At 58.9% G+C, this 7506-nt stretch carries 9 protein-coding genes and 1 pseudogene; 9 read left to right on the top strand and 1 reads right to left on the bottom strand.

Translation table 11 applies throughout. The features are described from left to right. Positions 1-86: 86 nt before the first annotated feature. From rpsA to pyrF, 5 genes are all read left to right on the top strand, one after another. Positions 87-1757: a 30S ribosomal protein S1 gene (gene rpsA / locus OKC30_RS08595; RefSeq protein WP_270809593.1), complete on the top strand. Its 1671-nt coding sequence runs from the start codon at positions 87-89 to the stop codon at positions 1755-1757. Between the two features lie 92 nt (positions 1758-1849). Then, the gene (ihfB, locus tag OKC30_RS08600) at positions 1850-2134 is read left to right on the top strand and encodes an integration host factor subunit beta (RefSeq protein ID WP_005299934.1); all 285 of its coding nucleotides are present in this window, start codon (positions 1850-1852) and stop codon (positions 2132-2134) included. A gap of 156 nt (positions 2135-2290) precedes the next feature. After that, on the top strand, positions 2291-2575 hold the full coding sequence (locus OKC30_RS08605; protein ID WP_010675000.1) for a LapA family protein: 285 nt from the start codon (positions 2291-2293) through the stop codon (positions 2573-2575). 9 nt (positions 2576-2584) lie between these two features. Then, entirely contained in the window at positions 2585-3751 is a 1167-nt protein-coding gene (lapB, locus tag OKC30_RS08610) for a lipopolysaccharide assembly protein LapB (protein WP_160837229.1), read from the top strand. A 121-nt stretch (positions 3752-3872) separates the two neighbouring features. Continuing rightward, the gene (gene pyrF / locus OKC30_RS08615; protein ID WP_160837227.1) at positions 3873-4571 is read left to right on the top strand and encodes an orotidine-5'-phosphate decarboxylase; all 699 of its coding nucleotides are present in this window, start codon (positions 3873-3875) and stop codon (positions 4569-4571) included. Positions 4572-4657: 86 nt separating this feature from the next. On the opposite strand, the gene rrtA is transcribed toward pyrF, so the two are convergent. Continuing rightward, positions 4658-5236 (bottom strand): rhombosortase, encoded by a 579-nt coding sequence (gene rrtA / locus OKC30_RS08620; protein ID WP_223931729.1) that lies wholly within the window; start codon positions 5234-5236, stop codon positions 4658-4660. On the opposite strand from rrtA, the gene OKC30_RS08625 reads away from it, so the two are divergent. The 4 genes and pseudogenes from OKC30_RS08625 to OKC30_RS08640 all read left to right on the top strand — a co-directional run. Next, on the top strand, positions 5202-5855 hold the full coding sequence (locus OKC30_RS08625; protein ID WP_175429526.1) for a tRNA-uridine aminocarboxypropyltransferase: 654 nt from the start codon (positions 5202-5204) through the stop codon (positions 5853-5855). The genes rrtA and OKC30_RS08625 overlap by 35 nt on opposite strands. 22 nt (positions 5856-5877) lie before the next feature. Further along, positions 5878-6585, top strand: coding sequence for a 7-cyano-7-deazaguanine synthase QueC (queC, locus tag OKC30_RS08630; RefSeq protein ID WP_160837225.1), 708 nt, complete (start codon positions 5878-5880; stop codon positions 6583-6585). Positions 6586-6646: 61 nt separating this feature from the next. Continuing rightward, positions 6647-7318 (top strand): 7-carboxy-7-deazaguanine synthase QueE, encoded by a 672-nt coding sequence (gene queE, locus OKC30_RS08635; protein ID WP_010674994.1) that lies wholly within the window; start codon positions 6647-6649, stop codon positions 7316-7318. A 1-nt stretch (position 7319) separates the two neighbouring features. Further along, a pseudogene (locus OKC30_RS08640) lies at positions 7320-7448 on the top strand (putative quorum-sensing-regulated virulence factor); the annotation flags it as partial. Positions 7449-7506: the final 58 nt, after the last annotated feature.

Genomic DNA, 7506 nt, shown 5'->3' on the forward strand with positions numbered 1-7506 from the left:
CGTCTGCACCAAGGATGGCGCAGATAATTTAAAACAACCCCGCTTGTGCCGGATTGCAAGTGGATGTTTCATTTGTGACATAAACAATGATCGAATCTTTTGCTCAACTCTTTGAAGAGTCCCTGAACGCCGTTGAAACCCGTCAAGGTTCCATCGTCAAGGGCACTGTCGTTGCTATCGAGAACGGTTTCGTACTGGTTGATGCCGGTCTGAAATCCGAGTCTGCTATCCCGGCTGAAGAATTCAAGAACGCCATGGGCGAGCTGGAAATCAACGTAGGTGACTCCGTTGACGTGGCTCTGGACTCTATCGAAGATGGTTTCGGCGAAACCAAGCTGTCCCGCGAAAAAGCCAAGCGCCACGAAGCCTGGCTGCAGCTTGAAAAAGCTTACGAAGAGCAAGCTACCGTTATCGGTATCATCAACGGCAAGGTCAAGGGTGGTTTCACCGTTGAACTGAATGGCATCCGTGCCTTCCTGCCGGGTTCTCTGGTTGACGTGCGTCCGATCCGTGACACCGCTCACCTGGAAAACAAAGAACTCGAGTTCAAAGTCATCAAGCTGGACCAGAAGCGCAACAACGTTGTTGTTTCCCGTCGTGCCGTGATCGAGACCGAGAACACCTCCGAGCGTGAAAGCCTGCTGGCCAACCTGCAAGAAGGTCAAGAAGTTAAGGGTATCGTCAAGAACCTGACCGACTACGGTGCATTCGTAGATCTGGGCGGTGTTGACGGCCTGCTGCACATCACCGACATGGCGTGGAAGCGCGTTAAGCATCCTTCCGAAATCGTCAACGTTGGCGACGAGATCGCTGTCAAGGTTCTGAAGTTCGACCGCGAGCGTACCCGTGTATCCCTGGGCCTGAAGCAGCTGGGCGAAGATCCCTGGGTTGCTATCGCCAAGCGTTACCCGGAAACCACCCGTCTGTCTGGCCGCGTGACCAACCTGACCGACTACGGCTGCTTCGTTGAAATCGAAGAAGGCGTGGAAGGCCTGGTACACGTATCCGAGATGGATTGGACCAACAAGAACATCCACCCGTCCAAGGTTGTCAACGTTGGCGACGTGGTTGACGTGATGGTTCTGGACATCGACGAAGAGCGTCGTCGTATCTCCCTGGGTCTGAAGCAGTGCAAATCCAACCCGTGGCAGCTGTTTGCCGAAACTCACGCCAAGGGCGACCGTGTTTCCGGCAAGATCAAGTCCATCACTGACTTCGGTATCTTCATTGGTCTGGATGGCGGCATCGACGGCCTGGTTCACCTGTCTGACATCTCCTGGAACAACCAGGGCGAAGAAGCCGTGCGTGAATTCAAGAAGGGCGACGAGATCGAAGCCGTTGTTCTGCAAGTGGACCCGGAGCGTGAGCGCATCTCCCTGGGCGTCAAGCAGATCGAAGAAGACCCGTTCAATAAGTACCTGTCTGACAACAAGAAAGGTGCTATTGTGAAGGGCAAGGTTACCGAGGTTGATGCCAAGGGTGCCGTGATCGAACTGGCTGACGGCGTAGAAGGCTACCTGCGTGCCTCCGACGCTGCTCGTGACCGCGTAGAAGACGCCACTATGGTGCTGTCTGTTGGTGACGAAGTTGAAGCCAAATTCATGGGCGTTGATCGCAAGAACCGTACCGTAAGCCTGTCTGTCCGTGCCAAGGACGAGGCTGACGAGCGTGTTGCCATCGACAGCCTGAACCAACAAGAAGAAGTTGTGTTCAGCAATGCCATGATGGAAGCGTTCAAAGCCGCCAAGGGTGAGTAATCCTTGATGCAAGAAAAGGGCGGCATTGCGCCGCCCTTTTTTATCTTGGCAAAATGATTATTGCATGTGATCGTGGAAGGAGATTTAACCTTATGACCAAATCAGATCTCATCGAACAACTGGCAGCCAGCCGCATGCATATGCCGGCCAAGGATGTCGAAGCCGCTATCAAGGAGATCCTTGAGCAGATGGCATCGACCTTGCAAAACGGCGACCGGATTGAAATCCGAGGATTTGGCAGTTTCTCGCTGCACTATCGTGCGCCCCGCGTGGGTCGCAACCCCAAGACCGGGGACAAGGTTGAACTGACCGGGAAATATGTCCCGCACTTCAAACCTGGCAAAGAGTTGCGCGAACGCGTCAACATCATCGAATAATGCAGAAAACGGCATACCTGAGTATGCCTTTTTCATTTTTATGGCCTGGAGTCTGCCCGTTGTCGGGTTTCTCACACTCTTTTCCCATTCGCGCTAGAGTCTGCCTGTGATTTTAAGGATAATCAGTCACTCATTCGCTACAGACAGGGAGCTCCCATGAAGCGTATCTTGGCCCTCATTCCACTGGTGCTGGTGTTTGTCCTGACCCTTGCCATCGGTTCTCAAAATGGTCAGCTGGTGCAGTTCAACTACCTGATTGCCCAGGGGGAGTTCTCGCTCTCCATGTTGCTGGGGTTCTTCTTCGCCGGCGGTTTTCTGCTGGGCTGGCTGGTATTTGGTCTGCTGTTCCTGCGTCTCAAGCTGCAAAATCGCACCCTGAACCGAACCATGCGTCGTCAATCTCGCGAGTTGGAGCTTGCCCGGTCGACAACCAAGGAATAATGTCCCTCGATGCTTGAACTGCTTTTCCTGCTGTTGCCCATCGCCGCCGGTTATGGCTGGTACATGGGCCGCAGGAGTGTTCGCCAGGACACCCAGCAACAGAGTAACCAGTTTTCCCGCCAGTACGTGGCGGGCCTCAACTATTTGCTCTCTGACGAGTCGGACAAGGCGGTGGATCTCTTTATCCAGCTGCTGGAAGTCGACAGCGAAACCATCGAAACCCACCTCTCCCTCGGCAACCTGTTCCGTCAACGGGGCGAGGTCGATCGTGCCATCAAGATCCACCAGAACCTGGTCGCCCGTCAGCTGACCCGTGAGCAGCGTCAGCTTGCCTTGCAGGAGCTGGCTCGTGACTTTCTGGCTGCCGGCTTGCTCGATCGGGCCGAAGCACTCTGGAAAGAGCTGTGTGATGACAGCGATTTCGAAGAGACGGCTCTGGCACAGCTCCTGATCATTCATCAGCAGTTGCGTGACTGGGACAATGCCATCGCCGTGGCGGTGCGTCTGCAGAAATTCCAGGGCAAGAAGCTGGCCGAGCCCATATCCCACTTCTATTGCGAACAGGCGGAGAGTGCCTTGCGCGATGGCGACAAGCCTGCGGGCATCGCCAAGCTCAAGCGTGCGCTCGGTGCGCACCCGGCCTGTGCCCGCGCCAGCTTGCGGCTGGCCGATCTGGCGATGGAGGAGGGCAGGTTCGAGGATGCGGCCAAGGAGCTCCTGCGGGTGTTCGAGCAGGATATCGACTTTGCCTCCGAAGCCATGCCAAAACTGCTCGAATGCTATCGCCAGCTTGGTCGCAGCCAGGAGCTTATCCCGCTGCTTGAAAAAGCGGTAGAGGATCATGCGGGGGTCAGCGTGACCCTGGCACTGGCCAATCTGGTGGAGGCTCGCGATGGGTTGAGCCAGGCCCGGGCCCTGGTGCTGCGCCAACTGCGTCGCCACCCCTCCATGAAGGGCTTTTATCAGCTAGTCGGTTTCCAGTTGGTCAGTGCCGAGGAGGGGCCTGCCAAGGAGAGCCTGGAGCTGCTGCAACAGCTGGTCGGTGAGCAGATCAAGATCAAGTCGACCCACAAGTGCCGTCAGTGCGGCTTTGCCACCCATTCGCTGTTCTGGCAATGCCCTTCCTGCCGGCAGTGGGGCACCATCAAGCCGATCCGAGGGCTGGATGGAGAGTAAACGCCAGCGAGGCCAACACGCCCGGGCGAGCACGGATACCCAAGAATTTCAGATGCCAGCGTGCAACCGGGCCCCGGCTCTGCTGTGCCTGGCTGTGGCATAACAATCCATAGGAAGTGACATGCAAGACCCCAAAGTACTGGTCGCGCTGGATTATCAGCACGAAGCCGACGCCTTTGCCTTCATTGAGCAGATCTCACCGGCCCAGTGCCGCCTCAAGGTAGGCAAGGAGATGTTTACCCTGTTTGGTCCCCAGTTCGTTCGTCAACTGGTGGCCAAGGGGTTCGACGTCTTCCTGGATCTGAAATTTCACGACATTCCCAACACCGTCGCCAAGGCGGTGGCGGCCAGTGCGGAGCTGGGCGTCTGGATGGTGAATGTCCATGCCAGCGGTGGCGAACGCATGATGCGTGCCGCCAGAGAGGCGTTGCTGCCATACGGCGACAACGCGCCCCTGCTCATCGGGGTAACCGTGCTGACCAGCATGGAGCAGTCCGACATGGCGCCCCTGGGTCTGGATGTGACGCCGGCAGAACAGGTGATCCGCCTGGCCACCCTTGCCAAGACGGCCGGGCTGGATGGTGTGGTCTGCTCCGCGGAAGAGGCGAGTGTGCTGAAGGGGCTGCTGGGAACCGAATTCAAGCTGGTGACGCCGGGCATTCGTCCGAGCGGATCGGCTGCCGGTGATCAGCGCCGCGTCATGACGCCGCTGGCAGCGGTGGAGGCGGGGGCGGATTATCTGGTGATCGGTCGTCCCATCACCCAGTCCTCGGATCCCGCCGCCATGCTTGGGGCGATCAATGCCGAGCTTTGCCGGTAACGGCGTCATGGGCGAATGAGCGCAGGCCGGATCCCAGATCCGGCCTGCTGCATTTTGGCCGTGGGCTGGCTTTGCCTATGGGGAGCTCAGGAGTGGACGGCCTGGGCGTCCAGACGAATGGGGAAGAAACCGAGCAGCAGGCCGGCGAGTGCACCGATGAAGTGTGACTCGATGTGTACCCTGGCACCGATCAAGGCGGAGACAGGGCTCTCGCCGGCACTGTAAAAGTCCACACCGAGCTTGATGGCGACGCCCGCCAGCATCAGCCAGCCGGAGTGACGGCGAAAGCGGATGTCCTGCATGGCACCCCATACGAACAAGCCGTGCAGCAGGCCGGAGAGTCCCATGTACCACTGGGTTTGCGGGCAGCCCCACCAGATGCCGAGTCCGACCGCCGTTCCCAGCAGCAGCAACAGCACGGGCAGGCGCCATCCCGTCAGGTACTCCTGAAACAGGCTGTAGAGCACGGCCAGACCGCTCAGGTTGAGCAGCAGATGCCATCCATTGGTGTGTGCCAGATTGCCTGTTATGATGCGCCACCCTTCGCCCTGGGCGATCAGGTCGCGATCGAAGGCGAGCTGATGATTTGGCACGGTGAAAAAGAGCAAGGCAGTGACGAGCGAAAGCGCGATGACCCAGAGCAGACCCGATTTTCCTGACAACATGAAGCAGCCCAACGACAAAGAGAGCCGATACTGTACACGCTGTACCCGGGCCCTCAAAGCGTGCCTGTGCGATTATATTCAGCGGGTGCCGAACCTGGCTGCGCTCCATATTCTGCAACACCCTGCCGAAGTAGGTCACCCCAAGGGGACGGCTGCGTTGCTGGCGGCGTCCCTGACCGATGTGCGCATCCATGTGGGAGAGGACTTTTCCGACGACGAAGGGCTCAATGTCCTGCTTGCCGACCCCGCTGTCCAGTGCTACGTGCTGTGGCCCGATGAGGAGGCCCTGACCCTGATACAGGCAAGGGAGCATCTCCTGAGGCGTGGACGCACCGTGCGAGCCCACTTCATCCTCCTCGATGGCACCTGGCGCAAAGCCTATCGCATGTTGCACAGCTCGCCTGCACTGCTCGGGTTGCCGCGGATCACCCTCGGCGCCATTGCCGGGCAATATTCCATTCGCAAGAAGCCCTTTGAGGAGGCATTGTCCACCCTGGAAGCGGGCTACCATCTGTTGTCCCGGTGGGAAGGAGAGCCTGAGCGCTTCGCCCCGCTGATGACCCTGTTTACCCATTTGAACCGGCAGTGGCATGACTTTGCACAAGGCCGCCGCCGTTGAGTTGCCCAGAGGAGTGAAAAACATGAAAAAAGCCGTCGTGGTCTTCAGTGGCGGGCAGGACAGCACCACCTGCCTGGTGCAGGCACAGGCCCGCTATGACGAAGTGCATGCCATCACCTTCGATTACGGCCAGCGCCATCGGGCGGAGATTGACACCGCCCGCCATCTGGCGACGGCGCTCGGGATCGCCGCCCACAAGGTAATGGATGTGGCCATGCTCGGGGAGCTGGCCATCTCTGCGCTGACCCGGGACGACATACCAGTGAGCTTCGAGCTTCAGGAGAACGGCCTGCCCAACACCTTCGTGCCGGGACGCAACATCCTGTTCCTGACCCTGGCGGCCATCTATGCCTATCAGGTGGGCGCCGAAGCGGTGATCACAGGGGTGTGCGAGACCGACTTTTCCGGCTATCCCGATTGCCGCGACGACTTCGTCAAGGCGCTCAATCAGGCGGTCTCCCTGGGGCTGGATCGCCCCATCCGCTTCGAAACCCCCCTGATGTGGCTCGACAAGGCCGAAACCTGGGCGCTGGCGGATCATTACGGTCACCTCGATACCGTGCGTCACCAGACGCTCACTTGCTACAACGGTGTCCAGGGAGATGGTTGCGGGGCCTGTCCGGCCTGCGAGCTGCGTCGCCGTGGCCTGGATCGCTATCTGGCTGACAAGAGCGGCATCCGTGCCAGACTTTACGAGAAGAGCGGACTGGGCGAGAAAAGCGGATCCTGAGCCTGTGCCTGGCCCGGGTTTGGGGTATAATCCGCCCCCTTTGCAGCAAGTCGTGACCAAGATGCACTACCCAATCAACGAGATCTTCCAGACCATCCAGGGGGAGGGGGTATTTACCGGCCTGCCCGCCATCTTCGTTCGCCTTCAGGGCTGCCCGGTGGGCTGTCCCTGGTGCGATACCCGCCACACCTGGGTGGTGGACCCCGAGCGTGAGGTGGCCCCTGGCGAGGTGCTCGATCGTTCCAATGAGTCCGACGGCTGGAGCAAGATGAGCACGGAAGATATTCTGGCCAGCTTTACCCGGCTCGGTTACCGGGCCCGTCACGTGGTGTTGACCGGTGGTGAGCCCTGCCTCTACGACTTGCGCGAGCTATCTTCGGCCCTGGTGGCATCGGGTTATCAGGTGCAGATCGAAACCAGCGGGACCAGCGAGGTGCTGACCCATGAGCAGACCTGGGTGACTGTTTCCCCCAAGATCGGCATGAAGGGTGGGTTGCCGGTGCTGGTCTCTGCCCTCGAGCGGGCCAACGAGATCAAGCATCCGGTGGCCACCGAGCACCATATCGAGGAGCTGGATGCCCTGCTGGCCACCGCCCGGCTGCGCCCCGATGTGATGATTGCGCTGCAACCCATCAGCCAGAAAGCCAGGGCCACGGAGCTGGCCATGGCGACCTGCATCGCCCGTAACTGGCGACTCTCCATCCAGACCCATAAATACCTGAATATCGATTGATATGGATGGACTCAGCGATGAGCGCATCTTGCTGACGCTGGCCAGCAAGATGCCTTACGGGAAATACAAGGGGCGGCGCATCATCGATATTCCCGAGCCCTATCTGGTATGCAGGGCGGGATCGCACTTTGTTAATGAAATTTGAACAGGCTGATCGTCTGTGATCTAATCACGTCTCCATGCAGGAG

This window comes from Aeromonas sp. QDB18 (genome assembly GCF_027705325.1).
In the GTDB taxonomy this organism is placed as follows: Bacteria; Pseudomonadota; Gammaproteobacteria; order Enterobacterales; family Aeromonadaceae; genus Aeromonas; species Aeromonas caviae.